General features: G+C 69.1%; 23 protein-coding genes. 11 read left to right on the top strand and 12 right to left on the bottom strand.

Translation table 11 applies throughout. From position 1 onward, the window contains the following. The first annotated feature begins 40 nt into the window (after window positions 1-40). From AB0J16_RS48625 to AB0J16_RS48615, 3 genes are all read left to right on the top strand, one after another. On the top strand, window positions 41-709 hold the full coding sequence (locus AB0J16_RS48625; RefSeq protein ID WP_358553006.1) for a class I SAM-dependent methyltransferase: 669 nt from the start codon (window positions 41-43) through the stop codon (window positions 707-709). Window positions 710-796: 87 nt separating this feature from the next. Next, entirely contained in the window at window positions 797-1,270 is a 474-nt protein-coding gene (locus AB0J16_RS48620; RefSeq protein WP_358553004.1) for a nuclear transport factor 2 family protein, read from the top strand. A gap of 6 nt (window positions 1,271-1,276) precedes the next feature. Beyond that, window positions 1,277-1,924: a TetR/AcrR family transcriptional regulator gene (locus AB0J16_RS48615; RefSeq protein WP_358553002.1), complete on the top strand. Its 648-nt coding sequence runs from the start codon at window positions 1,277-1,279 to the stop codon at window positions 1,922-1,924. 192 nt (window positions 1,925-2,116) lie between these two features. Here AB0J16_RS48615 and AB0J16_RS48610 read toward each other — a convergent pair whose 3' ends face one another. Next, window positions 2,117-2,917 (bottom strand): alpha/beta hydrolase, encoded by an 801-nt coding sequence (locus AB0J16_RS48610; RefSeq protein WP_358553000.1) that lies wholly within the window; start codon window positions 2,915-2,917, stop codon window positions 2,117-2,119. A gap of 105 nt (window positions 2,918-3,022) precedes the next feature. Continuing rightward, window positions 3,023-3,973: an alpha/beta fold hydrolase gene (locus AB0J16_RS48605; RefSeq protein WP_358552998.1), complete on the bottom strand. Its 951-nt coding sequence runs from the start codon at window positions 3,971-3,973 to the stop codon at window positions 3,023-3,025. 1,049 nt (window positions 3,974-5,022) lie between these two features. Between AB0J16_RS48605 and AB0J16_RS48600 the strand changes: the two genes are divergently transcribed. The 3 genes from AB0J16_RS48600 (at window position 5,023) to AB0J16_RS48590 (ending at window position 7,874) form a co-directional block, all read left to right on the top strand. Continuing rightward, window positions 5,023-6,456 carry a serine hydrolase gene (locus AB0J16_RS48600; RefSeq protein ID WP_358552996.1) on the top strand — a complete coding sequence of 478 codons (1,434 nt, stop codon included), beginning with the start codon at window positions 5,023-5,025 and terminating at the stop codon, window positions 6,454-6,456. A 180-nt stretch (window positions 6,457-6,636) separates the two neighbouring features. Further along, on the top strand, window positions 6,637-7,197 hold the full coding sequence (locus AB0J16_RS48595; RefSeq protein ID WP_358552994.1) for a sigma-70 family RNA polymerase sigma factor: 561 nt from the start codon (window positions 6,637-6,639) through the stop codon (window positions 7,195-7,197). Further along, window positions 7,194-7,874 (top strand): hypothetical protein, encoded by a 681-nt coding sequence (locus AB0J16_RS48590; protein WP_358552992.1) that lies wholly within the window; start codon window positions 7,194-7,196, stop codon window positions 7,872-7,874. Before AB0J16_RS48595 ends, AB0J16_RS48590 begins: the two co-directional genes overlap by 4 nt. Before the next feature lie 85 nt (window positions 7,875-7,959). Here the strand turns inward: AB0J16_RS48590 and pip are convergent, their stop codons facing one another. Beyond that, window positions 7,960-8,934: a prolyl aminopeptidase gene (pip, locus tag AB0J16_RS48585; RefSeq protein WP_358552990.1), complete on the bottom strand. Its 975-nt coding sequence runs from the start codon at window positions 8,932-8,934 to the stop codon at window positions 7,960-7,962. Between the two features lie 118 nt (window positions 8,935-9,052). Beyond that, the gene (locus tag AB0J16_RS48580) at window positions 9,053-10,330 is read right to left on the bottom strand and encodes a S1 family peptidase (protein WP_358552988.1); all 1,278 of its coding nucleotides are present in this window, start codon (window positions 10,328-10,330) and stop codon (window positions 9,053-9,055) included. Window positions 10,331-10,486: 156 nt separating this feature from the next. Between AB0J16_RS48580 and AB0J16_RS48575 the strand changes: the two genes are divergently transcribed. Then, window positions 10,487-11,167 (top strand): SDR family oxidoreductase, encoded by a 681-nt coding sequence (locus AB0J16_RS48575; protein WP_358552986.1) that lies wholly within the window; start codon window positions 10,487-10,489, stop codon window positions 11,165-11,167. 8 nt (window positions 11,168-11,175) lie between these two features. Here the strand turns inward: AB0J16_RS48575 and AB0J16_RS48570 are convergent, their stop codons facing one another. Continuing rightward, window positions 11,176-11,910 carry a TetR/AcrR family transcriptional regulator gene (locus tag AB0J16_RS48570; RefSeq protein ID WP_358552984.1) on the bottom strand — a complete coding sequence of 245 codons (735 nt, stop codon included), beginning with the start codon at window positions 11,908-11,910 and terminating at the stop codon, window positions 11,176-11,178. 108 nt (window positions 11,911-12,018) lie between these two features. On the opposite strand from AB0J16_RS48570, the gene AB0J16_RS48565 reads away from it, so the two are divergent. Next, the gene (locus AB0J16_RS48565; RefSeq protein ID WP_358552982.1) at window positions 12,019-12,444 is read left to right on the top strand and encodes a nuclear transport factor 2 family protein; all 426 of its coding nucleotides are present in this window, start codon (window positions 12,019-12,021) and stop codon (window positions 12,442-12,444) included. On the opposite strand, the gene AB0J16_RS48560 is transcribed toward AB0J16_RS48565, so the two are convergent. Further along, window positions 12,441-13,010: a dihydrofolate reductase family protein gene (locus AB0J16_RS48560; RefSeq protein ID WP_358552980.1), complete on the bottom strand. Its 570-nt coding sequence runs from the start codon at window positions 13,008-13,010 to the stop codon at window positions 12,441-12,443. The two genes, AB0J16_RS48565 and AB0J16_RS48560, sit on opposite strands and share 4 nt — an antisense overlap. Before the next feature lie 112 nt (window positions 13,011-13,122). Here AB0J16_RS48560 and AB0J16_RS48555 point away from each other — a divergent pair, with 112 nt between their 5' ends. Next, window positions 13,123-14,322 (top strand): prolyl oligopeptidase family serine peptidase, encoded by a 1,200-nt coding sequence (locus AB0J16_RS48555; protein WP_358552978.1) that lies wholly within the window; start codon window positions 13,123-13,125, stop codon window positions 14,320-14,322. Window positions 14,323-14,332: 10 nt separating this feature from the next. Here AB0J16_RS48555 and AB0J16_RS48550 read toward each other — a convergent pair whose 3' ends face one another. From AB0J16_RS48550 to AB0J16_RS48535, 4 genes are read right to left on the bottom strand one after another with little or no spacing between them, the layout of a single operon-like run. Beyond that, the gene (locus tag AB0J16_RS48550) at window positions 14,333-15,157 is read right to left on the bottom strand and encodes a class II fructose-bisphosphate aldolase (protein ID WP_358552976.1); all 825 of its coding nucleotides are present in this window, start codon (window positions 15,155-15,157) and stop codon (window positions 14,333-14,335) included. Window positions 15,158-15,166: 9 nt separating this feature from the next. Continuing rightward, a complete protein-coding gene (locus tag AB0J16_RS48545; RefSeq protein ID WP_358552974.1) occupies window positions 15,167-16,102 on the bottom strand; it encodes a 1-phosphofructokinase family hexose kinase in 936 nt (311 codons plus the stop codon). Beyond that, window positions 16,102-17,235, bottom strand: a complete 1,134-nt coding sequence (gene nagA, locus AB0J16_RS48540) for an N-acetylglucosamine-6-phosphate deacetylase (RefSeq protein WP_358552972.1) — start codon at window positions 17,233-17,235, stop codon at window positions 16,102-16,104. The genes AB0J16_RS48545 and nagA overlap by 1 nt, the downstream gene beginning before the upstream one ends. Continuing rightward, window positions 17,232-18,104, bottom strand: a complete 873-nt coding sequence (locus AB0J16_RS48535; RefSeq protein ID WP_358552970.1) for a sugar isomerase — start codon at window positions 18,102-18,104, stop codon at window positions 17,232-17,234. The genes nagA and AB0J16_RS48535 overlap by 4 nt, the downstream gene beginning before the upstream one ends. Window positions 18,105-18,232: 128 nt before the next feature. On the opposite strand from AB0J16_RS48535, the gene AB0J16_RS48530 reads away from it, so the two are divergent. Then, window positions 18,233-19,003, top strand: coding sequence for a DeoR/GlpR family DNA-binding transcription regulator (locus tag AB0J16_RS48530; RefSeq protein WP_358552968.1), 771 nt, complete (start codon window positions 18,233-18,235; stop codon window positions 19,001-19,003). 318 nt (window positions 19,004-19,321) lie between these two features. Beyond that, window positions 19,322-21,058 carry a glycerol-3-phosphate dehydrogenase/oxidase gene (locus AB0J16_RS48525; protein WP_358552966.1) on the top strand — a complete coding sequence of 579 codons (1,737 nt, stop codon included), beginning with the start codon at window positions 19,322-19,324 and terminating at the stop codon, window positions 21,056-21,058. A 15-nt stretch (window positions 21,059-21,073) separates the two neighbouring features. Here the strand turns inward: AB0J16_RS48525 and AB0J16_RS48520 are convergent, their stop codons facing one another. Next, window positions 21,074-23,026: a beta-propeller domain-containing protein gene (locus AB0J16_RS48520; protein WP_358552964.1), complete on the bottom strand. Its 1,953-nt coding sequence runs from the start codon at window positions 23,024-23,026 to the stop codon at window positions 21,074-21,076. A gap of 38 nt (window positions 23,027-23,064) precedes the next feature. After that, window positions 23,065-25,197, bottom strand: coding sequence for a serine/threonine-protein kinase (locus tag AB0J16_RS48515; RefSeq protein ID WP_358552962.1), 2,133 nt, complete (start codon window positions 25,195-25,197; stop codon window positions 23,065-23,067). Between the last annotated feature and the right edge of the window lie 51 nt (window positions 25,198-25,248).

Genomic DNA, 25,248 nt, shown 5'->3' with positions numbered 1-25,248 from the left:
GTTTGTCACTAGAGTTCAACTCTATATTTAGGGGAAGACGATGGACCAGCCCAACACCATCCAGCAGCCGGAACCGGACCTGGCCTCAGCGCAGAGAGACCCGGAGGAGGAGTCCGTCCTCCGCGCACTGGAGCGCTACTACCGCACCGGCAAGCCACCGTGGGACACCGGCGTGACGCCGCCCGAGCTGGTCGCCCTGGTAGAGGGGCACGGCGCGCTGCCGCCCGGCCGCGCCCTCGAACTCGGCTGCGGCACGGGGACCAACGCCACCTACCTCGCACGGCACGGCTGGGAGGTGGCGGCCGTCGACCTCATCGACCGCGCCGTCGACCAGGCCAGGGAGAAAGCCGCGGAAGCGGGAGTGGCGGTACGGCTGCTGCACGGAGACGCCACCCGCCTCGACGAGCTGGACGTGCCGGGCCCCTTCGACCTGTTCTTCGACCTGAGCTGCTACTGCGGGGTCCCGCTGCACCGCCGCGACGCCTACGCCGCCGGGCTCACCCAACGCGCCGCTCCTGGAGCACGGTTGCTGATGTTCGGGTACGGCCCCGAGCCGCTCGGCAATCCGACCCCCGAGGTCGCGTCGTGGGCGGCGGGCGTCACAGCCGACGAGCTCCGCGCCAGGTTCCACGGCTGGGAACTGCTTGACGTCACACCGGGCACCAACTCGGTGCCGACCTTCTGGTTCACGCTGCGCCGCGACGCCTAGCAATCTCCGGTCGCGGGTTTCTGTCAGCACTCGACCTGGCCGCGGCGGCTGGTATGTTATTGGTCGATTACTAACCTAGGAGTCGACATGACAGCCGAGCAAGACCACGCCAGCCGCCGCGCCGCTGCCCAGCACACCGTGGCCGAGCACCTGCGCCTTACCGCCGCAGGACTCACCAACGAATGGGTGGCGTTGTTCGCCCCGGAGGGGGTGCTCGAGTTCCCGTTCGCGCCGGTCGGCGTGCCTCAACGGGTGACGGGGCGAGACGCACTGCTGGCGCACATGAGCAACTTTCCCGAGACCTTCGACGTAGAGTTCGTCGACCTGGTGTTCCACCCGACAGTCGATCCGAGCCTCGTGATCGCCGAATTCCGCTCGACGGGCATCGCACTGCCGACCGGCAAGCCGTACGAGCAGAGGTGCGTCTCCGTCGTCCGGACCGATGACGACGCGCGCATCACCCACTACCTGGACTACTGGAACCCGCTGGTGGCGATCGAGGCACTCACGCCCCACGATGTGCCGTCCGACGCTGAGCTCAGCGTGACGTTCGGAGGTTGAGGGTCCATGCCCGCCGCCGGTACCAGCACGAAGAGCGACGAACGACGTCGAGCCATCGTGGCCGCCGCGATGGCTTGCTTCGCGCAGAAGGGTTTCTACGGTACGACGACGCATGAGTTGGCTGAGCGGGTCGGCATCTCTCAGCCGTATCTCTATCGCCTGTACCCGAACAAGGAAGCGCTGTTCGCGGCGGTGGTCGATCACGTGTCCGTCGTGATGACCGAAACCTTGGTCGCGCACTCGCCGGCGTCGGGTGGGGCTGGGCTGACATCTGAGGCGGCGTCGGGTGGGGCCGGGCCGGCGTCTGAGGCGGCGTCGGGTGGGGCCGGGCCGGCGTCTGAGGCGGCGTCGGGTGGGGCCGGGCCGGCGTCCGAGGCGGCGTTGGATGCGGCACGCGGTGCCTACGCCGCGCTCATCGCGGACCGGACCATCCTACGTTTCCTCATGCACGCGAACTGTGCCGCCGGCGAGCCGCTGGTAGGGGAGGCCGTGCGTCGGTGCTACGCCAAGCAGGTTGACACTGTTCGGCGGCTGCTGGGCGATGACGACGCCGTCCGGCGCTGGTTCGGCGCCGGAATGCTCGACAACGTGGTCGCCGTCCTGGGTCTGGCCGACATCGATGAGCCGTGGGCGCACGTACTCGCCGCTCGATGACCTGACACCGGGGGATACGCCCGCGCCGATCGGCCTCCCGCCACACCCTCCGGTGCAGATGACGCTCGGCCGGTCGCGCACCGGCGAGCCGGGCGAGAAGTTCACGTACTCCACGTACTCCAACACCAACCACACTCACCGGCATGATCATCGATAAGAAGACCTGAGGATTCAGTGCGGCTCGGCGCCCGGCTACACCACACTGATCCCCTTCTCGACCGGTGGCCGGCAGCGGTTCGAGATTTCCGTCTCCAGGAAGCTCGAGATCTCGTTCGCGACGACGTCGGGCATCTCGAGACCACACAGGTGTCCAAGCTCGCTCAGCAGGACCGCACGGCTTCCGGGGATGCGTCGCACGTCGTCGAGCTGCTTGGCTTGATCTACGACGACGTCCTTCCCGCCGAGTATGTAGCAGGTCGGTATGCGTATCTCAGACAGCTCGTCGGCCTGGCTTGTCAGCGCACCGCCGGCCAGCCAGCCGTGCCACATCTGTTCGGTGACGGTCAGCATGCTGCTCGTCAGACTCGAGGTCTTCGAGGGATCCACCGAGATTGCGGCCACTCCTTGCGTGAGGGCCTCGACGTTGCCGTAGGCGGCATCGAAGCCGGCGATCACCTCGTCCCCGGCAGTCGTCCCCGCGGCGTTCCACGGAACAACACCAACCAGCGCACGCACACCATCCGGGTAGTCGAGCGCGATACGCACCGCGATCGCACTGCCAAGGGAATAGCCGACCAGGCAGTAGGCGTCGACGCCCACGTCGTTGATCGCGTCGTGCAGGGTCGCGGCCAGCGTGGACAGTCTCCCGTCCGCCGGCGCGCGTACGGACTGACCATGTCCGGGCAGGTCGAAGATCAAGACGCGGAACCCACTCAGGTGTCGCGCGATTCCGGTCATGAGATCAGCCGAGGCACCGAATCCTGGCAGCATGACAAGGGTCAGAGGGCCCTGGCCGTGTTCCTCCCAGTAAATGCCTGAACTGGTGTGGGGCATCGCGATCTCCTTAGTCTCGGCGAAGTTTGTTGGGCATACACGTACGGCCGAGCACATCGGCCAGATCCACCCGCACCGGGGCCCGCCATGGGCGCATCATCTCGTTCAGTGCGCCTGGGTGGTGCGGCTCGCGGTGAAGGCCAGAAGAAGCGCGGCGGTCCGCGGCGGATCCTCCATGATGGGCGAGTGCCCAACACCGGCCAGCAACTCGACTTTCGCGCCCGGAACGGCGCTGTATTCGGCGGCGGAGGAGGATCGCCATCGCTGATCTTCCTCGCCGAAGATCACCAGCAGTGGCTTGCCGAGGGGAATCAGCCGATCGGGGAGCGCGCGCTGATTCACATAGTCGTCGCCGGTCTGCGTTGTCGCGATGAGGGCGTGGTAGGTCATGCCGCGCGCGTCGTCCACGACCGCCTGCGGGACCTTGAAGCCGGGGCGGCTGAACGCGGTGCTCGCGGCGTTGCGGATCAGGCTGTCGGTCCGAAGCCGCCACAGCAGTTGGCCGATGACGGGGGTGTACAAGAGCCCGCCGACGCCGCCGGCTGAGACGGCGGCGGCCAAACGGGGCGCGGTGTCGATGAGAACGAGCGAGGTCACCAGGTCGGGGCGTTGCTCGGCGAGAGCGGTGGCGACCGCGCCACCGGTGGAATGGCCGACCACTGTGGCGTGCTTGATCCCGAGCCGGTCCATTGCCTCACCGACCCGGAGTCCCTGCTCCGGCATCCCGTAGCCACCACCGGCCGGCTTGGCCGACCGGCCGTGCCCGAGCAGGTCGATCCGGATGACGCGATGGGACTTGGTCAGCAGCGGAACGAGCGCGTCCCACGAGCGGGTCGACGCGGCGAGCCCGTGGATCAGTACGAGTGCTGGGGCATCAGCGGGGCCGTCCTGGCGCACGTAGATGTTCCCGCCGTTGAGGGGCAGGGTTGGATCCCCACTGGCCTCGGCGCTCTGCCGCGTCACCACCTCCGCGTTCGCGAGAAGCAGTCCGACGACGACGAAGAGGACGGCCGAGATGATCAAGAGGCGCCGCCGGCGCCGTGCCGGGTTGCTCACATCAGCCTGCCGGCGCGGAAACCGCAGGTCGGCGTCGTTGAAACAGCGGGGTCATCGAGCCCCAGGGAAATAGTCACGGGCCTACTGTCGTCGCTGGTGCGCGCCAGCGGCTTGTACAAATGTTCCGGTCAGTCGGCTCGCCTTATGAGAGCGTCGTTGACCGATGCCGGCGGTGTCCCCGAAGTTCATGGCCTGCTTGTTCTGATCGTCAGCGCCATCGCCGCCTCAGCGGCCGGTAGTCCCGGGACCCGGGGCAGCGACCCAAGCGATCGTGCGCAGGGCCTGCCAGCTGGCGCTGACCGACCAAGACAGCGAGCGTCGCCGGCCCGCCGCCTTCGCCGAAACGTGGAAGAGTCAGGCGCCTCCATGGCCGTGTCGAGCGGGCACTCACGCTCGTCTGGGGGCTCATGAGCGCGCGACGGCGTGCGCGGTGATGGTCCGGGCGTCGCGTACTTGCCACAGCCCCGCAGCCGGGATGTATCGGACGGAGCAGGTTAGCCCCCAGCGAGGCAATCGACTGCGCCTGCACCCTCCACCTCGTCCTCTGCTACGGCGTGAACTCGAAGGCTGCTTCGTGGCAATACTGATGAGGATCCAGATATGAGAGGTATGCATGAGCTCAGCTAGTGGCCTGGTGGACGCGCCAGATTCCCGGAAGGCCGCCCGCGATCGAGCGGCGGGTGAAGTCGAAGGCGTCGAAAATCCGAAACCAAGATCCAGACTGTGTTAAGGTCACGAACCTGCATCGGGGGATGTCATGACGGGGCGCAGACGCCATCGAGCGGCGAGTGATGAGCCGCGAAGAGCTCTGAGGTCGTCACCTATGAGCGGGCTCGGACGGGTGAGCTCACGGGGATAACCCCGGCCATGCGGCGCGATCACCCTCGCCGAGGGCTGGCCGTGTGACAGTTGCCCCTCTGAGTGCTCTTTCCATGGACGAGCGAGCCCGTTCCTCGCCGCGTTCGAAGTCCGCGTTCGAAGTCCGCGTCACCAGCCGACAAACCTGAACTCCCAAAGCCGGGAACGTCTGCCAAGGAGAATTACAGATCGTGTCTATTTTCCGAACCAGAACGAGTCGTGCCGTGGCCGCGCTGTCCACTGCCTCGCTGCTGTTAGCCGCCGTGGCGCCGCCGGCCCAGGCCACCACCGATGGCGGCGGCATCGCCGCCTTCCTGCGGGACACCATGAACGACCTTCGCTTCGAGCAGGTGCTCGACCTGGCGCCGCCGGCATCCCCGCAGGCTCGGACGCTTGCCAACGGCGTCGACAAGGACGCGAAGACGGCCGCCGACTACGCCCGGCTGTTCGCCAATGCGGCCGACCCCAAACCCATCGTCCAGCAGCCGCAACTCGACGTGACCGTACTGGAACTGGACCGGCGAGGGCAGCTGCTCTCATCCGGCACGGTCCTGATGAGCCCGCAGTATCCGAACGGGATCGTCGTGCCGGTGGACAAGAACTTCCACACCGATCAGGTGCGCTGGCGGCAGTGGGACGACGCCGGATGGTACGCCAACCAGGGCAAAGGCACCATCGACATCGTGCCGGGCCGGGAGAACGCGCCCATCGACTTCATGCTCCCCTACCCGGCCTCCGTCCTGAAGCTGATGGTCAACTTCGGGGTGCTGCGCCTGGTGGACAAGGGCGTGATCAAGCTTGACGACACCTACGACTACCAGCCGACCACGGTCAGCTCGCTGTGCGGTGGGCCGTCGAGCAACACCATCAGCGCCTACATGGACGCCTCGATCACCTCCTCCTCCAACGCCGCGTCCTGTGCGCTGGTGAAGCTGCTGCACGACAAGGGCGCGGTGGACGAGCTCAACCAGACCTTCCAGGACCTGGGCCTGGAGACCATGCAGCTGAAGAACACCAACCCGGCCAACGGCGGCCGCTGGTCCAACCCGGTCACGATGAACTCGTTGGACACGGCCAAGCTGCTCGCGCTGGTCGATGGCGTACAGGGCACGGCGTGGACCGCCCCCAACGGTTCACCGGTCACCGGCGCGGTGCTGAGCCCCACCTCCCGCCAGGTCTTCAAGAAGCTGCTCGGCGAGCAGGGCTTCAACGACATGCTCTCCACCACCAACCGGTGCGGCAGCGCGTACCCGGCCGCGGGCATCCCGCAGCGGGTGGCTTCGCGGTGGGTGGCCGCCGACGGCACGGTGACGGTCGAGGGCAACAAGTTCGGCAAGGACGTCCGGCCCTGCAACAAGCAGGCGCAGGTGACGTTCGCGCACAAGACCGGCTGGGTCGGCAACTCGGGAGCTGACGCGGGCATCGTACGGTCCCTGCCGGGCAAGGCCGGCCGCCACTACGTCGTCGTGGCCTTCACCAACCTCGGCACCCAGTACGTGGACGCCAACCGGCCGGCGACCGAGCCCGGCGTCTACCCGGTCGCCTTCACCGAGAAGCTGGCCCAACTGGGCGCGGCGATCGACCGGTACCAGGTCACCTGGCTCGCCCGACGCACCAAGAGCTGATCATCACCAAGAGCTGATCATCCGCAATAGCCCGCCGCGTTGACGCGGGCCCATGATGCCGATGTTCCCGGCCCGCGAGACCGATGCGGGCCGCGAACATCGGCATCGTCTGTTCACTCTCATAACGCTTTGTCGGCAGCTGACCAAGAAGGGGGGTAATCGACGAAGGGAGCATGGCCGGTGCGTCGCAAACGTTCGGACATCGCCACAGACCCGGAGGCTTTCGAAGCCTTCTACCGGCGCCACGTCGACGCGATCGCGCGGTTCCTGGCTCGCCGGGTCGATGATCCGCACACGGTCGCCGATCTGGTGGCCGAGGTTTTCGTCGCGGTGCTCGACTCCGCCCACACCTACCGGCCCGGGCTCGGTAGCGAGATCGCGTGGTTGTACGGCGTGGCTCGCAACACTCTGTCGGCCGAGCGGCGGCGGGCGTTCAAGGAGACGAGGCTGGCCTATCGCCTAGGCGGGACAAGGCTGCTCGACTCCGACGACCTCGCCGAGCTGGAAGAGCGGATCGACGCGGAAAGCGTGGCCAGGCGGGCCTTCCAGGCCATGGCCGGATTACCGGACGGTGATCGCGCGATGCTCGAACTGGTCGTCATCGACCAGCTCACGATCGGCGAGGCGGCCACCGCTCTGGGCATCCGGCAGGGGGCCGCCAGGGCCAGGCTGCACCGCGCCCGCCACGCGCTCAGGAACGTGCCGGAGATGGCTCCCTTCGTCATGGAAGGAATGCGATGAGATTCAAGGAGCAGCTGCTGATGGAGCTCAAAACCGAAATCGCCGCCCGGAACACGGCCAGACGTGTGGCTGTCAGGCGGCGCCTGCTCGCCGGGGCGGCGGTGGCCGCGATGGCGGCCGCGGCGGCCGTCGCGGTGCCGTTCCTGACCGGGTCGGAGAACCCGGCCTACGCGGTCACCAAGAACACCGACGGCTCGATCACCCTGAAGATCAACCAGTTCAGGGACCCCGATCAGGTGGAGAAGGACCTGGCGGCAGTCGGCGTGACCGCCGACGTCTCCTACGTCAAGCCCGGCACCTGGTGTGCCCCTGACCGCGGCCACACGGACGCCGGCCCCTCGTTCTCCAAGGAGGAGATCAACAGCAAGGATCCCGAGGTTCGGAAGAGGATCAGGGAGGCGATCGAGAACTCGCCGAACGGCAAGGCGTTCAGGATGGGGCGCGGCGAGGTGCGGATCCGCCCGCAGCACATCAAACCGGGGCAGACAGCCGTCATGGAGTTCACCGAGAACGAGGACCAGACCTCGGGCCCGGAGAAGCCCAGAGCCATGTGGCAATTCAGCGGCTACCTCGTCACCGGTCCGGTCAAGCCCTGCAAGGTCGTCGTCGACCCGTCCTGGAGCAAGATGCCCGACCCCAGGACGAACCCCGGGGCATACCCGCCGGCCGGTAGCTGACCCCCCGGGCGGGAGTCCGGCAGGCGGCGCCACCTGCCGGACTCCCGCCCGTCAGCCGTCACGCGATCCGCCCCACAGCGGGCGGCTAAGCGATGGAGGCGGGGTGGTGGTCGCGGTAGCCGTCCGTGGCCGCGATGAGTTCGTGCAGCGTGCCGGGCTCGGCGCCCGCGTGGCCGGCGTCCTCGACGATTCGCAGCTCCGCCTCCGGCCAGGCCAGATGCAGGTCCAACGCCGCGTCCGGCGGCGTCTTCATGTCGTAGCGGCCGTTCACGATCACGCACGGGATGTGCCGGATCGCGGCCACGTCGAGCAGCTCGCCCTCCCGCAGGAAACACCCCTGGCTGAAGTAGTGCGCCTCGATGCGGGAGAAGCCCACCAGCACCTGGTCGTCCAGTGGTGGCGGTGGGGCGGGGAGCAGGGTGTTCGCCGACAATTCCCAGGCCGCCCAGGCCCGTGCGGCCGGTACGTGCACCTCCGGGTCCGGGTCGGACAACCGGCGATGGTAGGCGGCGACCAGGTCGTCCCGCTCCGCCTCCGGGATGAAGCCGCGGAAGGCCGCCCACTCCCGCGGGAACAGCCGGGCCGACCCGGTGCCGGTGAACGCCCACGCGTCATCGGCCTTGCTCGCCAGATAGACGCCGCGCAGCACCAGCTCGCTCACCCGCTCCGGATGCCGCCGCGCGTAGGCCAGCGCCAACGTCGACCCCCACGAGCCGCCGAACACCTGCCAGCGCTCGATGCCGAGGTGCTGCCTGAGCCGCTCAATGTCCGCCACGAGGTGCCAGGTCGTGTTGGTCTCCAGCGACACCCCGGGGTCGGCCGCGTGCGGTCGGCTGCGCCCGCAGTTGCGCTGGTCGAACAGGACGATGCGGTACGCCTCGGGATCGAAGAACCGCCGCTGCGGCGGTAACGACCCGCCACCGGGACCGCCATGGAGGAAGACGACAGGTTTGCCGTCGGGGTTGCCGCTGACCTCCCAATAGATCTCGTTCCCGTCGCCCACATCGAGCATCCCGGTCTCGTACGGCTCAATAGGCGGATAAAACGTTCTTTGTCCCATGGCTATCAGACATACCCGCCGACGCCGCCCGGCGCGCACGCCGCCTCAGCCCCGGACAATGAGCCGCCCACCCCGGCACACGGCCGGGATGGGCGGGCGTTCCTGGGAGATCCGGCGGCTACCAGACCTGTAGCAGGGCGCCGAATTCCAGGTCCACGTCCCAGACGCGGGAGAATATGATCACGGATCCGCCGTCCGCGGCGCCGCAGTACACCTTCTTGCTGACGGCCGAGGTGATGCCCTGTGCGGCGACCTCGTCGAACCAGTTGGTGTAGGAGTAGATCGGGCCCCCGCTGTCACCGTGCGCGACGGCGCAGCCGCCGACGACGCTTTTGGCGCGGACCATGTGCTTGACGTACTGACCGTTGGTGTAGGTGCCGCTCCAGCCGGTCTCGGTCACCTTGATCAGGCAGTTCTCGCCCAGGGTGGCCCCGGAGTTGCAGACGAAGTTGCCCACGTACGCCTTCCACAGCGCCACCACCTTGTTGCTGGTGGAGGCGGTGCTGCTGCCGTCGAAGACGTTGGCGCTCGCGTCGGCGAGCACGATCGCGGCGTCTCGCTTGGCGACGCGCCAGGACAGCTGACCCATGTGGTTCGCCGGGCTGATGCCTCCGCCGTCGTAGAACTGGTCCCAGACATTGCCGCAGTGAGCGGCGGTGAGGAACCCCGGGGTGCCGTACTTGTCGACGACCGCGAAGCCGGAGCTGCAGCCCGCCCCCGACTGCTGGTTCCAGGTCCGGCCGCCCGCGTAGTAGCTCGGCACGTCGTCCTGCCTGCTGTAGGCCGGGCTGAACTCCTCTCCTGTCTCCAGCGTGATCGGCGCGCTCGTGCCGCTGGGCCGCTGCAACTGCTGCGGGTCGGCGTCCTCCCCGGTGACCGAGAGCCGGATGCCGCTGCCGTCCGGCTGCGGCGCCGCGCCGCTCGCCTGGCCGGCCTCGGCCCACTTCTCGGCCTCCTGAAGGAGCTGCGCGTTGGTGTATGCGGCCGGCAGTACGGCCACTGGAGCCGTCTGCCGTCCCTGGTCGATCGTGGTCTGTACGGCCGGCGGCACCGTGCCCCGCCAGTACAGGCGTACCTCGTGGTTCTCCGGTGCGACGACGATCCCCGCGTAGCCCTCGGCGTTCTCGGCCGACTCGATGATGCGGTCGGCCACCCCGTTCAGCCGAGTCTGCTCCGAGAACAGCGCCTTCCAGTCGGCGAACCCGCCCGGCGCCGCCCCCCGCGGCCCTGTCGCGTCCCTGTCCGGCGTCTTGCCGCCCGGGTCGTCGATGGCCCGCGTGGTCACGGCCGGGTCGTCGGTGGCGGTCTGCGCCGTGGCTGCCCCCGCGCCCAGAAAGGGCAGCAGCGCACAGGCGGTGCTGAGGATGGTCAGGCGTAAGCGGACTTTCTTCTGCATGAGTGAAACCCCCGTGTCTGTGACAAACGCGAGTCATCACAGCATGGGGATCACGGTTTGTTCCGCGTCCAATTACGGGGGCGGTCTGCGCACCCCGCCCTTGTGCCTGGTCAAGGTCAGGCTCAGGAAGTGGGTTCCGTGGATAGGCTCGTACGAATGAATCGCGTCTGCCTGGTCACCGGGGCCAACCGGGGCATCGGATTGGAGGTCTCTCGCCAGCTCGCGCTGGCCGGGGACACCGTCATCCTGACCGCCAGGGATCTGGGGAAGGCGGAGAAGGCGGCGAGTGGGCTGCACGGGACCGTGGAGCCGCGGCAACTGGATGTCGGTGATCCGGCCTCGGTGCGCCGGTTCGTCGAGGAGTTGCCGTACGACAAGGTAGATGTCCTGGTCAACAACGCCGCCATCCACTACGACACCTGGCAGCGAGCCGAGAACGCCGATCTCGACGTCGTGCGGGAGGCACTGGAGACGAACCTGCTGGGGACCTGGCGGGTCACGTTGGCGCTGCTGCCGTTGCTGCGGGCCGGCGATCACGGGCGGGTGGTGAACGTCTCCAGCGAGGCCGGGTCGCTGGCCGTCATGGGCGGCGGCACCCCGGCCTACACCGTGTCGAAGACCGCGCTCAACGCGCTGACCAGGATGCTGGCCGCCGAGCTGCGCGAGGATGGGATCCTGGTGAACTCCGTCTGCCCTGGGTGGGTGGCCACCGACATGGGCGGGCCCGGCGGGCGGCCGGTCGCCGAGGGGGCGCGGAGCGTGCTGTGGGCGGTGGATCTGCCGGATGGCGGGCCTACCGGGGGATTCTTCCGTGATGGCGAGGCTCTGGCCTGGTAAGCCACCCGTCAGCCGGTGGTTCGGCGGCGGTGGGCCTTCTGCCTGCAGGCGCCGCCGCAGAAGCGGGGTGGGCGGCCGGTGCGGGACGTCTGGATGACGGTGCCGCACTCCTCACAGCGGGCGGCGTGCTCCGCAGGGGTTTCGTTACGAGCTTCCTGTTTCGTCACAGGTTTCGTTACGGTGGGCAGCGGGGAGCGTCCGGTGCGGAGGCCGTCCAGGACGAGTGCGGTGGCCCTGCCGGGGGTGGTGCTGTGTGTCTCCATCGTGATGCATCCCGCCATGAGGGCCATGACGTCCGTCAACTGCGCGTCCGGCCGTACGGCTCCCGCCTGGCGGGCCCGGTCGAGCAGGGCGGTGAGGGCGGTGCCGTAGCGGCGCCGGGCCTCCAGCGCCATCTCCGCCTTGAGGCCGGAGGCGAAGGACTCGCAGAGTGCCTTGTTGAGTCCGGCCTGCTCGACGGTCGAGGCGAAGGCGGTGAAGAACGCCTCCCCGGTCTCCGCTTCGCCGGTGGCCAGCAGGGCGGTGAGCTCGTCGGCCAGGCGTTCGATCCGGTCGTGGACCACCGCCTCGAACAGGGCCTCCTTGCTGGGGAAATGCCGGTAGACCGTGCCCGCGCCGACCCCCGCGCGTCTGGCGATCACGTCGAGCGGCACTGACAGGCCCTCCGCCGCGAACGCCTCCTGGGCGGCCGCCAGCACGCGGGCGCGGTTGTGCCGGGCGTCCGCGCGAGCGGCGATCGTCATGTGGTCTCCCATGCGCCGGTTTGGTGCCCGGATTGACAACCGGAACGCGCGTTCCGTAGCGTCTAAGCGGGTTGACTGTTCCGATTCTATGCAGAACGAGGAGTTCGCATGACCGTACCGACATACCCGACCCCCCGAGAGGTCGTCGATCGCTTCCTGCGGGCGTCCGTCGACGGCGGGCTGGCCGACCTGTACGCCCCCGACGTCGTGATCGAAATACCGTTCGCCCCGGCCGGCATCCCTCGGCGCACGCAGGGACGTGAGGAGCTGCGGGCCAGGTTCGAGGCCGCCAAAGGCGTGCTGCGCTGGGAGCGGACGGACAACGTGCTGATCCACGAGACCGCGGACCCCGAGGTGGTCATCGTGGAGTTCGAACTCCACGGCTCTCTCGTCGCCTCGGGGCGGCCTGTCGTCTCGACGTACATCATGGTCGTCCGGGTGCGGGAGGGCTTGATCGTCCATTCCCGGGACTACGGGAACCCCATGGGCATGGAGGAGTACCGCGAGGAGCTGATGAGCGCGCTGAACTCCTAGCGCGCGTACCTCATGAGGACCGTGCCGTTGCCGAACGTGCGCGTCGCGGTCAGGTTGAACAGGGTCGGGCGGAACTCGCCGTGGAAGGCGGGGATGCCCGACCCCGCGACCACCGGGTAGGCCTTGACGACCAGCTCGTCGATCTCCGGCAGCAGCGTGCCGGCCAGCTTGCCGCCGCCGCAGAGCCAGATGCCGAGCCCGTCGTCCTCATCCTTCAGGCGGCGGACCAGCGCGAGGGGGTCGTCTGAGACCAGTACCACCGCCGGGTCGGCGATCTCCGGGATCGTGGTGGAGAAGACGTATTGCCGCAGGTGGGCATAGGGGCTCGTCACGCCGGCGTCGAAGACCGGCCCGTAGGTGCCCCGGCCCATGAGGACGGTGTCGAAGCGCTTGTTGGGGGCGTCGAAGCCGATCTGCTTCCGGATATGGGTGGGGACGGTCTCGGGGAACTCCTCGTTGGCGTAGGCGGCCAGGTCGTCGGACGCCGGATAGAAGTCGAACTCGCCGTGGGGGCCGGCGATGTAGCCGTCGATGGACGTCGCGACGTAGTAGGTGAGGCTTCGCAAGATAAGCACTCCATTGTTAGTACTGCAGATGAAGTGGCTTCACCGTAGTACTACGACTGGAGTGGTGTCAATCATGTATACGCCGTAAACGTTGTACGTGTACGCTGTAAACATGGCAGAGGTCATCCAGGAAAACGGGCCCGAGGGCGGGAAGCCCAGGCGGCGCCGGCGGCGGATCATCATCGTGACGGTGTCCGTGCTGCTGGTGGCCATGATCGGCGGCACCTTCGGGAGCGCCTGGTGGGGGAGCGACTTCGGCATCAAGCCGGACCATCCCTTCTCCACGCACCCCGACCACTCCAACGTCGTGCTCGAAGTGAAGCGGGTCGGCTCCGGCGAGAACGTGGTCATCGGCTCGCCCAACGCGTACACGCGAAGGCGCGGGACGTACCGGATGGTGTGGGACGGCGTCGAAGCGAAGATCGGCGATGTCGTCGCCGATTCGGCGGGCTCCGTGGAGCGGCCCATCCTGAGTGGCCCGGCTCCCTCGGTCGGGACGACGGTGGACGTGACCGGGGTGATGATCAGCGACCCGAAGAGCTCCCTCGGGCTGGACTACTCGGAGGTCTCGGTGCGCACCGAGCTCGGCCCGGCCCCGGCCTGGTACGTACCGGCGTCCGGGTCGACGTGGGTGATCGCGGTACACGGTCTGAACGGGCGGCGCAACGCCTTGGTGGCCATCCCGATATTCCACCGGCTCGGCCTGCCGGTGCTCGCGATCACCTATCGCAACGACGAAGGGGCACCGCCTTCCGCTGACGGTCTGATCCACTCCGGCGAATCGGAGTATCGGGACGTGGAGTCGGCGGTCCGCTACGCGCAGAGCATGGGGGCGAAGCGGGTGGTGTTGTACGGCGAGTCGATGGGCGGCATGATCGTCGGCCAGTTCCTGGTCCACTCGCCGCTGGCCGGTGTCGTCACCGCGACGCTGCTGGACTCACCGCTGCTCAGTATGCCGATGGTGGCCGCGTTCGCAGGGGAGCAGTATGGAGTGCCCGCCCCGGCGATCTGGCTGAGTAACCAGATCACCTATTGGCGCACCGGCGTCGACCTCGATCAGCTGGATCTGATAACCCACCCACCGGCCACGAAGCCGCCGACGCTGCTCTTCGCCGGTACGGCGGACACGCAGGCCCCGCTGGCGATGGACCGCGCTTTCGTCCCGGCGGCCAAGAAGACGCACTGGCCCGTGGAGTACGCGGAGTTCCCCGGCGCGGAGCACGTCGAGTCCTGGAACTCCGACCCTGCCCGCTACGAGAAGGCGGTCACCGACTTCTTCATCCGCACGGTGGTCCCGGCCGAGCGTGGATAGAGCCTTCTTCTCAGCTTGTGAGGACGCCGAGGAGGTGGGTCACCTCGCGGGCCACGGCGTCGCGGCCCGCTCGCAGGTACTTGCGCGAGTCGACCACCTTCTCGTCGCCGGCCAGGTAGTCGCGCACGGCACCGGTGAACGCCTTGTTCAGGTGCGTGGCGATGTTGATCTTCTTCATGCCGTGCCGTACGGCCGCGCGCAGGGTGTCGTCGGGCACCCCCGACGAGCCGTGCAGCACCAGCGGGACCGCCACGGCGGCGCGGAGCTCGGCGATGAGGTCCAGGTCGAGCACGGCGTCCTTGGTGGTCATCGCGTGCGAGGTGCCCACGGCGACGGCCAGCGCGTCAACGCCGGTGCGCGCCACGTAGTCCACCGCCTCGTGCGGCTTGGTCCGCGCGCCCGGCGCGTGCACGCCGTCCTTGCCGCCCACCTCGCCCAGCTCGGCCTCCACCCACACGCCGCGCTCGTGGCACCAGGCGGCCACGTCGGCGGTGGCGATCACGTTCTCCTCGTCGGGCAGTGCCGACGCGTCGAACATCACCGAGCCGACACCCAGCTCCACCGCCTCCTCGACCAGGGCGCGATCGGTGGCGTGGTCGAGATGCACCGCCACCGGCACCGCGGCCCCCTTGGAGACCGCGAGGCAGGCGAGCGCGATGGGTTCCAGGGCGCCGTGGTAGCGGACGCAGTTCTCGCTGATCTGCAGGACGACCGGCAGGCCCAGGGCCTCGGCGCCCGCGACGATGGCGGTGGCGTGCTCCAACTGGATCACGTTGAACGCGCCCACTCCCGCGGGTGATTCGCGGACGATGTCGCCGATTCGGGCGAGGGGCATGACAGCTCCTTAGACGATGACGATGCGGGGGTGGATGTCGGCGTAGACGTCGCGGTCGAAGTCGCCCGCCACGGGCGCCGCGACCGCCGCCGCGCCCAGCGCCGCCGCCCGGATGAGCCGCTCGGGCCACGAGGACCGCTCCACGAGCCCCAGCGCCAGCCCGGCGACCAGCGAGTCACCGGCGCCGGTCGGATTACCTTCCACTTTGTACGGCATGCGCGCCCGGAAGATCCCCTCAGGCGTGACGGCCAGCAGACCGTCGGCGCCCATCGACACGACCACCGACTCGGCCCCGCGACCGCGCAGCGCCTGCGCGCCCTCCTCGGGACCGCCTTCCGGCACGGCCCGCGCGAGCTCCTCGGCGTTCGGCTTGACGATCGAGGGCCGGCCGCCGGGCGCGTGCCGCAGCGGCTCGCCGTCGGCGTCCACGATGGCGGGCACGCCGTGCTCGGCGGCGACGGCCGCCAGTGTCGCGTACGCGTCGAGCGGCACGCCCCTGGGCAGGCTGCCCGAGATGACGACCGCCTCCGCCGTGGCCAACAGGTCGGTGAAACGGCCGACCATCCGCCCGAACTCGGCCGCCGTGACCTCCGGCCCCGGCTCGTTGAACAGCGCGGTCTGGCCTCCGGAACCCCGCTCGCCCGCTACGGCCTGGCCGGAATCCGCGACCACCAGCGTCGTGCGCGAGTCGGCCGCGATCCCCACGAAGGCGTGCGGCAGTCCGGCCTCCTGGAGGTCGGCCTCGATGGCCTGGCCGGTCGGGCCGCCCGCGAGGCCGGTGACCAGCACGTCCTGGCCGAGCGCGGCCAGGACGCGGGCCACGTTGACGCCCTTGCCGCCCGCCCGCCGGTGTACGGCGGCGACGCGGTTGACCCCGTCCCAGTCGACGCGGGGCACCTGGTAGGTGACGTCGAGGGCGGCGTTGAGCGTCACGGTGAGGATCATCAGGGCTCCACGACCCAGGCTCCGCGCTTCATCACGCCCGCTACCTCCAGCTCTTCGGACAGGACCACCAGGTCGGCCGCCTTGCCCACGGCGATCGAGCCGGCGCGGTCGGCGACGCCCAGCACGCGGGCCGGTGTCAGTGAGGTGAGCTGGACCGCCTCGGACAGCGTCAGGCCCACCTCCTGGACGGTGCGGCGGAAGGCCACGTCCATGGTGAGCGTGCTGCCCGCGATCGAGCCGCCCTCGGCCAGCCTGGCGACGCCGTCGGTGACGATCACGTCCATGGAGCCCAGCACGTACGTACCGTCGCCCATGCCGGCGGCGGCCATCGCGTCGGTGATCAGCGCGGTCCTGGCGGGCCCGGCCACCTCGTAGGCCAGCCGCAGCATGGCCGGGTGCACGTGCACGCCGTCGTTGATCAGCTCGATCGTGACCCGCTCGTCCTCCAGCAGCGCGGCGATGGGGCCGGGGGCGCGGTGGCCGAGCGGCGGCAGCGCGTTGTAGAGGTGCGTGGCCACGGTCGCGCCCGCCTCGATGCCGGCCAGCGTCTGCTCATAGGTGGCGTCGCTGTGGCCGAGCGCGGCGAGCACGCCTTCGGCGGCGGCCATGCGGATCGTCTCAAGGGCGCCGGGCAGCTCGGGGGCGATGGTCAGCATGCGTACGTGCCCGCGTCCGGCCTTCAGCAGCTCGCCGAACTCCCGCGGCGACGGCTCGCGCAGCAGCCCGGGGTTGTGGGCGCCGCAGCGGGCCCGTGAGATGTACGGGCCTTCGAAGTGGATGCCGGCCAGCAGGCCCTCGTCGCACAGCTCGGCCAAGGACGATGTGGCGCGGCCCAGGTCGTCGAGCGCGCCGGTCACCAGGCTGGCCACCATCGTGGTGGTGCCGTGGCGTTCGTGCAGCGCCACGGCGTCACGCGCTCGGTCCTGCTCGCCGGTCGGGAACGAGCCGCCCGCTCCGCCGTGGTTGTGCAGGTCGACGAAGCCGGGCACCACGTGCCGTCCGCCCAGGCTGTGGCCCGCGCGAGGGGCGGCTCCGTGCCCGACGTGCGTGATGCGGCCGTCTTCGATGGTCAACCATCCGTCGTGGACTCCCTCGGGAGCCACGATGCGGGCGTCGGCAAGAGTAAGGCTCATGAAGAAAGGATCACAGATCGGGTGAGGTGCAGGGGCTCGTCCGGGTCGAGACCTCTGGCGAACGCCCTGGCGACCGCGACCCGCTGCGCCCTGATCAGCTCGGCCATCGGGTCGAGGCCGGTCTGGAAGAACGTGCCGCCGGTCTCCTCGACCTGCTCGCGCAGGCCCTCGGGGGCGGTGCCGAGCATCCAGGTGACGCGGCCGGGGCCGGCGATGCTGATGGGGCCGTGGCGGTATTCCATCGCCGGGTACGCCTCGGTCCACGACCGTGACGCCTCGCGCATCTTCAGCGCGGCCTCCTGGGCCAGGCCGACCGACCAGCCGATGCCGAGGAAGCTGAACTGCTCCGCGTCGGTGAGCTCGGCGGGCAACGGGGCCGCCACGGCCTGCTCGGCGTCGGCGATCGCCTGGGTGAGGTCCTCGCCCAGGCTGGCGCGGAGCATGGCCAGCTGCGTGGTGGCGAACCGGGTCTGCACGACCGACCGCTCATCGGCGTAGTCGAGCACGATGACGTCGTCCGCGGCCGTCATGACCGGCGTGTTCGGGTCGGCGGTGATGGCCGTGGTCCTGGCGTCGGTCATGCGCAGGAGTTCGAGCACCTCGGTCGTGGTGCCGGAGCGCGTCAGAGCCAGCACGCGGTCGTACGAGCGGCCGGTGGGGGCCTCCGAGGCGGCGAACGCGTCGGTCTCGCCCAGTCCCGCGCGCTCGCGCAAGGTGGCGTAGGCCATCGCGATGAACCACGACGTCCCACAGCCGACGACGGCGACCCGCTCACCGGGGCGGGGCAGCGCGTCGACGGGTACGTCCGCGACGGCGCGACGCCAGCACTCGGGCTGGGAGTCGATCTCGGCCTCGGTGTGGGTGGTCACCACTTGCCTCCCCGTGATTGATTGTTTCTGCTGTTTTTATAGCATAAAGGAGCAGAAATTTGCACCGGTGGCTTGACCTCCCAGGTTGTGCCACGCTTGGCCCCGACGGATCTCAAAGGGGAGGCATCGTGTCCCGCTACGATCGTTGGAACGCGATTCTCGAGCTGCTCGCGCAGGAAGGACGGCTCTCCGTCGAGGAGGCCGCCCAGGAGCTCGACGTCTCCACCGCCACGATCCGCCGCGACTTCGACCAGCTCGCGCAGCAGCAGATGCTCATGCGCACGCGGGGCGGGGCCGTCGCGCAGAGCGTCAGCTACGACCTGCCGCTGCGCTACAAGACCGCCCGGCACGCCGACGAGAAGCACCTCATCGCCGCGGCGGCCGCCGAGCTGGTCTCGCCGGGCGCCGTGATCGGGCTCAACGGCGGCACCACGACCTCCGAGCTGGCCCGCACGCTGGCCACCTACCCAGCGCTCGAATCGGGCTTCACCATCGTCACCAACGCCCTGAACATCGCCTCGGAGCTCACGGTCCGCCAGCATGTCAAGATCGTGGTCACGGGCGGCGTGGCCAGGCCGCAGTCCTACGAGCTCATCGGCCCGCTGGCCTCGGGCGTGCTCGAACAGGTGACGCTCGACGTGGCCTTCCTCGGCGTGGACGCGCTCGACGTGGAGCTGGGCGCCTCGGCCCACCACGAGGGGGAGGCCAGCGTCAACCACCTGCTCATCAGCCGCGCCGCGCAGGTCGTGGTGGTGGCGGACTCCTCCAAGGTCGGTAAGAGGGCGTTCTCCCGCATCTGTCCCATCAACCAGATCGACACGCTCGTCACCGACGCCCAGCTCTCCGACTCCCTCGCCGGCGAACTGACCGAGGCGGGGGTAAAGGTCATCCGCGCCTGACGCCCCCGCGTTCCCGCCTCCGCCTCAGCGTGTTCCCCACGTCTCCGCCTCAGCGTGCTGGGCCATGCCTCCGCCTCAGCGTGTTCCCCAACATTTCCGCGGGCCGTAACGGCGCTCGGCCACCATCCGGTCAGAGGCCGTCTCCTGGAGGCCCCCAGGCATGGTCGGCGGGTGGCGGGTAACCCATGCTTGCCGTACAAGAGCCTTCTCTTGAGGACCCCAGCCATGGTCGGCGGGTAGCGAGTAAACCCATGCGTGCCGTACAAGAAAAGAGTGGAGTTTGTCGCAGAAGTGCCTGCGGCGGGTAAGAGGAGGGGCATGGCGGGAAGGGGAATCGCCCGGCTTGGGCCTGGAGAGCGGACCTCGGCGCTGGATTGGATGGGGGCACAGGAACTCGACGTGGTCGTGGTCGGCGGGGGAGTCGTCGGCGCGGGGATCGCGCTCGACGCCGTCACCCGAGGGCTCGACGTCGGCCTGGTGGAGGCGCGCGATTTCGCTTCCGGTACGTCGTCGCGATCCTCCAAGCTGATCCACGGCGGCCTGCGCTACCTGGAGCAGCTCAATTTCGAGCTGGTCAGAGAGGCGCTGCAGGAGCGGGCGCTGCTGTTGCAGCGGATCGCGCCGCATCTGGTCCGGCCGGTGCCGTTCCTTTTCCCGATGACCCACCTCGGGTGGGAGCGCCCGTACGTGGGGGCGGGGGTGGCTCTCTACGACACCCTGGGGTTCGCCACGGGGCTGGCTCGCGGGGTGCCGGGGCATCGGCACCTGTCCAGGAGCAGGGCGTTGCGGCTGGCGCCCGCGTTGAAGCGGACCGCGTTCACCGGCGCGGTGCAGTACTGGGACGCGCAGGTCGATGACGCGCGCTACGTGATGACGATGCTGCGTACGGCGGCCACCTACGGCGCGCACGTGGCGCCGCGGGCCCAGGTCGTGGGGTTCCTGCGCGAGGGGGAGCGGGTCACCGGGGTGCGGGTGCGCGACCTGGAGAGCGGCGCCGAGCTGGACGTACGCGCCCGGCAGGTGGTCAACGCGACCGGCGTGTGGAGCGACGACATCCAGGAGCTGGTGGGCGGCCGGGGACAGATCCATGTACGGGCGTCCAAGGGGGTCCACCTGCTGGTGCCGCGCGACCGGATCCACTCGCTCACCGGAATCATCCTTCGGACCGAAAAATCCGTACTTTTCGTGATTCCGTGGGGGCGGCACTGGATCATCGGGACCACCGACACCGAGTGGAAGCTGGACAAGGCGCATCCCGTGGCGTCGCGGGTCGACATCGACTACCTCCTCGATCACGTGAACGCCGTCCTGTCCGTGCCGCTGACGCGGGACGACGTCGAGGGCGTCTACGCGGGGCTGCGGCCGCTGCTGTCGGGGGAGTCGGAGGAGACGTCGAAGCTGTCGCGCGAGCATGTGGTGGCGCATCCGGTGCCCGGCCTGGTGATGATCGCCGGCGGGAAATATACGACTTATCGGGTTATGGCAAAGGACGCCGTCGACGCCGTCGCCCACGGCCTCGACCAGCGGGTGCCGAGGTCGTGCACGGACCGCATCCCGCTCGTGGGCGCCGAGGGCTACCAGGCGCGGTGGAACGCCAGGTACCGGCTCGCGCACACCTCGGGCCTGCACGTGGCCCGCATCGAGCACCTGCTCCAGCGGTACGGCTCGCTCGTCGACGAGGTACTGGAGCTGATCGACCACGACAGGTCGCTGGCCCGGCCACTCGGCGGGGCCGACGACTACCTGCGCGCGGAGATCGTCTACGCGGCCACCCACGAGGGCGCCAGGCATCTCAACGACGTACTGACCAGGCGGACGCACATCTCGATCGAGACCTTCCACCGCGGCCTGGCCAGCGCCCACGAGGCCGCCGAGCTCCTCGCCCAGCCGCTCGGCTGGGACGGGGACCAGGTCAAGCGCGAGGTCGAGTACTTCACCAAGCGCGTCGAGGCCGAACGCCTGTCCCAGGAGCAGGACACCGACCAGGAGGCCGACGCGATCAGACTCGGCGCACCCGAGATCGTGCCGGTCGCCCTCCCGGATCGTGAGGTCTAGCAGAGCCGGACGCCTTTAGTGGAGCGGGATGTACGCCTGCTCGGCCAGCGTGTTCGCGTCGTTGACCTGGACGCCGTCCGTGGAGACGGTCCAGATCGAGTCGCCGATGACCATCGCGCGCTGGATGCTCGGCTGGTACGCCCCGTCCTTCGGCCGCTGGACCGGATGCTTGATCATGCCGAGCTTCGTCACCGCGGTGTCGTCGATCTTCAGGACCACGGCGCCGATCTCCTCCTTGTTCTGCTCGTAGGTGTTGAGCGGAATGACCGACAGGCCGGTCTTGGGCCAGTACAGGAACGCGTGCGGGTCCCACTCCGCCTCGGAGCCCGAGTTCTTCTGGAACATCTGCGACAGCCGCTTCGGGTTCGCCGGGTCGCTGACGTCGAAGAGCGAGATCTGCGTGCCGAGCGTCCTGCCCTTCTCGCTGGCCTCCTGCCCGATCCCGATCAACCGGCCGTCGGCGCCGGGGTGGAGGTAAGCGGAGTAGCCGGTGATCTTCAGCTCGCCGGTCACCTTGGGCGCGGCCGGGTCGCGCAGGTCGAGCGTGTAGAGCGGGTCTACCTGCTTGAACGTGACGCAGTAGCCGACCGGGCCGATGAACCGGACCGAGTAGATACGCTCGCCCTCGCCCAGGCCGCCCACTTCGCCGACCTTGTCCAGGGTGTCGGCCTTGAGGACGTACACGCTGCTGGTGCTGGTCTTCTGGGCCTCGGAGTTGAGCGTGGTGGCGACGCGCAGGTTGCCCTCGTACTCCGACAGCGAGTACTGGTTCAGCAGCCGTCCCGGCACCTTGCCCGAGGCCACGTAGGAGGGCGGCCCCGGCTTGCCGATGTCGAACCGGTGGACCTCGGTCTCCTCGGGCGGGGCAGTTGGAGTGGGCTCGGGGCTGAGGGTGACCTTGGCAGAGGGGCTGGGTTCGGTCGGGTCGGGTTCGGTGGCGGGGGCCTGGGGTGTGTCCTCCACGGCCACCATCGGCACCGGCCACCACCAGCGCGGGTTGCTGGTCACGTACAGACTCTGGCCGGTGCCGTAGACCGTGTCGCCGTCGGCCGCCAGGCTGATCGGGTCGGTGCCCGCCTCCGTGAGGCCCTGGGCCAGGTCGATGGTGTGCACGGTCAGCAGCGAGGTGCCGGTGTAGTCGGCCGGATGGCTGACCCGCGCGCAGTCGACCGTCTTCTTGGTGACGGTCCCGGCCGCGTCCGTGATCTGGATCTTGGGCAGCCAGGCGTCGAGCGGCGCCCGGCGTACCGCGTCCGCGTTCGCCTTCTTCATCTCGGCCTCGGAGGCGTTCTGCTTCGGCTCCGGGAAGGTGATGTCGGGCTGGCTGCGGGTGACGAGCCTGACGGTCGAGCCGACCATCCTGGCGTCCACGTACGTGCCCTGCGGCTTGATCGTCCCGAGCACCTTGGGCTCACCGGACAGGTCCACCAGCAGATATCTGGTCTCGCCCACGGGCGCGAACCCCTTGTACATGATGTCGCCCCCGCGATACATCACCAGCGCGCGCTCGCCCGAGACGAGCAGGTCGGCGGGGGCGTAGGCGGGCTCGTCGGCCTTGGTGAGCTTGACGGACCCGGTGATCTTCCTGGTGGCCGTGTCGATGATCCGCAGCGTGCCGCCCGCGACCGTGATGATCCGGTTGCCGTCGGTCTTGACCAGGTCGGGCTCGTCCACTCCCGCCTCGTGGGTGTTGGTCGTGGAGTGCTCCGGGGCGGCGTCGTTGGTCGCCTCCATGGACTTCTGGCGGGTCATGTACATGGGCACCGGGCCGCCGAAGCCCCACTGGCCGACGTTGCTCGCCGCGTGCTCGCGCAGTCCGGCGAGCATGTCGTCGCACCCGTTGTAGGAGACCAGGCGCACCTGCAGGCGCTGCTTCACGGGCGTGGTGCCCCCCGGCGCGGAGGTGCAGGCGGAGATGGCCGTCGCGAGGGCCGCCCCGGCCACGACCGTACGGATCAGCGTCTTCATGACCTCATTGACGGATCTCCGCGCCGAGCGGTTCACGATCATCCAGGGGGGTCGACCGTGAAGACCGGGCTGAAGTCAAGGTTCTCGGGGATGTCGAGCAGCTTGCGCACCAGTTTGCCCTGGAAGTCGACCACCTGGATCTCGTCCCTGGTGGAGTTGTCCTGCTCCCAGCAGTAGAGGTGAGTCTCGTCGTACCAGCCGAGGACCTTGTCGCAGTCGGAGGTGAACCGGCGGACCCGGTTGCCGATCTCCGTGTTCCACACGCAGTGGTCGCCGTCTCCGCCCTTGGGGCAGTTCGTGATGAACACCTTGCCGGAGGGGGAGAAGATGTCCTGCGTGCCGGAGGCCAGTGAGCCGATGTTCGCCAGGGTGCGGGTGGCCTTGCCGCTCGTGTCGTAGAAGCGCAGGCCCCGCCCGGGGGACATGTTGACCACGCCCTCCTCCTCGCCGTCCCAGCCGAAGGCGGTCTTGCGGATCGAGGTGTCGGACACGGTGACCACCTTGGCGTCCTCCGCGGCCACGTCCACGATGACGAAGCCGAGGTAGAGCCAGTCCTTGCCCGATTCCTTCTCGATGTTGAGCAGGATCTTCGAGCCGTCCTTCGACCAGGCGCGGATGCTGCTGATCAACGGCTTGCGGACGGTCTTGATCGAGGTCCTGTCGCCGGACCGCCGGTCGGTGATGATCACCGAGTCGTAGTTGTCGGAGGTGTAGTTGCGGCCGCGGCCGACCATGGAGTGACCGTCGGGCGAGACCAGCGTCTCCCAGTTGCCGGAGTATTTCGTGAACGTGCCGCGCAGTGAGTTGCGGGCGTAGTCGATCCAGTCGTCGGCCTTCTTGTTGTAGACCTCGTACGAGGTCAGCGTGATCGGGTCGGCCGGATTCTCGTACAGCGAAATGGCGCCGCCGGGTATTGCCCGCTTCGTGCCCGTCCGCGGCACGCCTGTCGGCCTGGTGCTGGGCCTGCCGGACGCCGCGACGGAGGCGCGGCTGTTGGCGGTCAGTGTGGCGGCCGGGGGCTTGGTCTGGCTGATGACCACGCCGACGCCGGCCAGCACGAGCAGCGCGACGGCCACGGTCACGCCGATGACGATGGGCGCCCTGCTCTTCTTCTGCTGGGAGTGTCCGGGGGTGTACGGGCTCGGGTGCGTCGGCCGGTGGTCGCCCGTGTGCGGGTATCCGCCGCCCATGGACGGCGGTCCGTAGTGGTGGCCGGGCGCCGAAGGCGGCCCGCCGGGCAGGGAAGGCGGCCCCGCGTGAAGAGGTTGACCGGTCACGGGCGGTTGACCGTAGGGCGCCGCCTGCCAGGGCTCCGCCGGGGCGGCCGCCGCCGCGGCCTGGGCGAGCATGCCGGAGTTGGGCACCGGGTGCTGCAGCAGGCGCATGATCACCTGCTCCGCCGTCGGCCGCTGCGCCGGATCCTTGGACAGGCAAGCGGCCACCACGTCGAGCAGCGGACCGTGCAGCCCGCTCATGTCCGGCTGGTGGTTCAGCACCCGGTTGATTACCGCGGGCATCGTGTCGCTGCCGAACGGCGAACGTCCCGAGGCGGCGAACACGATCGTGCTCCCCCACGAGAACAGGTCGGCCGCCGGCCCGACGGTGTGGCCCATCACCTGCTCGGGCGGCATGTACGAGGGCGTGCCCACGGGCATGCTGCTGATCGTCGAGGTGGCGTTGAGCGCCCTGGCGATGCCGAAGTCGATCACCCGCGGCCCGTCGGCGCCGATGATCACGTTGGCCGGTTTGAAGTCACGGTGCACGATCCCGGCCTGGTGGATCGCGGCCAGCGCGGTCGCCGTGCCGATGGCCAGGCGGTGCAGGGCCGTGCCGGTGCGCGGGCCCTCCTCCTGGACGACCCGCTGGAGGGAGGGGCCCTCGATGAACTCGCTGACGATGTACGGCCGGTCGTGCTCGATACCCGTGCCGAGCACCGCGGCGGTACAGAACGGCGCCACCTGCTGGGCGACCTGGACCTCGCGCAGGAACCGGCCCACGCTCACCTCGTCGCCGGCCTGGTCGGGGCGCAGCCACTTGACCGCCACGTGCGTGCCCGCCGGGTCTCTGGCCAGGTAGACGACGCCTTGGCCGCCTTCGCCCAGCCGTCCTAGGAGAGGCAGGCCGCCGAGTCTCTCGGGGTCTCCCGGTCTGAGTGGCGCGAAGGAAGGCATAAAGGGATTCTGTCCCCATGCCATGGATTGGCAAAAACTACCCGCCGGTAG

This window comes from Nonomuraea sp. NPDC049750 (assembly GCF_040659625.1).
In the GTDB taxonomy this organism is placed as follows: domain Bacteria; phylum Actinomycetota; class Actinomycetes; order Streptosporangiales; family Streptosporangiaceae; genus Nonomuraea.
This window is presented reverse-complemented; position numbering and strand designations above follow the sequence as displayed.